This is a genomic window from Hymenobacter arcticus, from assembly GCF_054779975.1.
In genome coordinates this window covers 1-1,930 of sequence record NZ_BAAGXF010000042.1, presented here as the reverse complement: position 1 = coordinate 1,930, position 1,930 = coordinate 1, and the positions used below count along the sequence as shown (strand labels likewise).

Below are 1,930 nucleotides of genomic sequence, written 5' to 3'. Positions count from 1 at the left end.
TGGGCTACTCGCTTAGCCACGCTTTCGGGGCGGTGTTTGATAATCCTGAATTAATTGTGGCCTGCGTGATTGGCGACGGCGAGGCCGAAACCGGGCCGCTGGCCACTGCCTGGCACTCCAACAAGTTCCTCAACCCGGCCACCGATGGCGCGGTGCTGCCCATTCTGCACCTCAACGGCTACAAGATTTCCAACCCCACGGTGCTGGCCCGCATCACGCCCGAAGAGCTCGACCAGCTGCTGCGCGGCTACGGCTGGACGCCCTACTACGTGGAGGGCCACGAGCCCGCGCTGATGCACCAGGCCATGGCCGCCGCGCTGGAAGAGGTGGTCTGCGACATCCACCAGATTCAGCAGCGCGCCCGCGAGCACGGCGACCTCACCCGGCCGCGCTGGCCGCTCATCGTGTTGCGCTCGCCCAAGGGCTGGACCGGCCCGAAAGAGGTCGATGGCCGGCCCAACGAGGGTACCTTCCGCGCGCACCAAGTGCCGCTGGCCGTGTCGGCCACGTCGCCGCCCGAGCACCTGGCGCAGCTAGAAGCCTGGCTGCGAAGCTACAAGCCCGAAGAATTATTTGACGAAGCCGGCCGCCTGCGCCCCGAGCTGGCCGAGCTGGCCCCGCGCGGCGACCGCCGCATGGGCGCCAACCCCAACGCCAACGGCGGCCTGCTGCTGCACGACCTCCACCTGCCCGACTACGCCGACTACGCGGTGGCCGTGCCAGTGCCGGGCAGCGTGGAGGCCAGCGACACGGGCACGGTGGGTCAGTTTTTGCGCGACGTGCTGCGGCTGAATGCGGCCCCGCGCAACTTCCGCGTCTTCGGGCCCGACGAAACGCTGTCCAACAAGCTCGATGCCGTGTTTGAAGCCACCAGCCGGCAGTGGGACGCCGCGGTGGCGGTCAACGATGAGTTTCTGGCGCCGGACGGGGGCGTGATGGAAATGCTGAGCGAACACCAGTGCCAGGGCTGGCTCGAAGGCTACTTACTCACCGGCCGCCACGGCTTGTTTAATAGCTACGAGGCCTTCGTGCACATCGTGGACTCGATGTTCAACCAGCACGCCAAGTGGCTGAAAATGACGCTGGAGATTCCCTGGCGGCGCAACCTCGCCTCGCTCAACTACCTGCTGACTTCCACCGTGTGGCGGCAGGACCACAACGGCTTCACGCACCAAGACCCCGGCTTTATCGACCACGTTGTCAATAAGAAAGCCAGCATCGTGCGCGTGTATTTGCCGCCCGATGCCAACTGCCTGCTCTCCGTGATGGACCATTGCCTGCGCAGCCGCCACTACGTGAACGTGATTGTGGCCGGCAAGCACCCCGCCCCCCAGTGGCTGAGCCTGGACGCCGCCCGCACCCACTGCGCCGAGGGCATCGGCCTGTGGCCCTGGGCCAGCACCGACGCCGGCCAGGAGCCCGATGCCGTGCTGGCCTGCTGCGGCGACGTGCCCACGCTCGAAATTCTAGCGGCGGCTTCCATCCTTCGCGAGCATTTGCCCGAGCTGAAAATCCGGGTCGTGAACGTGGTCGATTTGCTGAAGCTCCAGCGCCATACCGAGCACCCGCACGGCCTGAACGACGCCGATTATGACGCGCTGTTTACCCGCGACAAGCCCGTCATTTTCGCTTTCCACGGCTACCCTTGGCTGGTGCATCGCCTCACCTACAACCGCGCCAACAACCAGCACATCCACGTGCGCGGCTACAAGGAAGAAGGCACGATAACGACGGCCTTCGACATGACGGTGCTCAACGACATGGACCGCTTCCACCTGGCCATGGACGTGCTCGACCGCGTGCCCCAGCTCGGCAATAAGGGCGCGTATCTAAAACAGCATCTGAAAGATAAGCTGGTGGAGCACCGCCAGTACATCACCACCCACGGCGAGGACATGCCCGAGGTGCGCAACTGGCAGTGGAAAGCGTA

The 1,930-nt window shown here is 65.0% G+C and carries 1 protein-coding gene; it reads left to right on the top strand.

What is annotated here, in order from left to right; translation table 11 throughout:
* Nucleotides 1–1,930: phosphoketolase family protein (locus ACYVGC_RS24930; RefSeq protein ID WP_460586561.1), on the top strand; the 1,930-nt coding region annotated here is incomplete at both ends.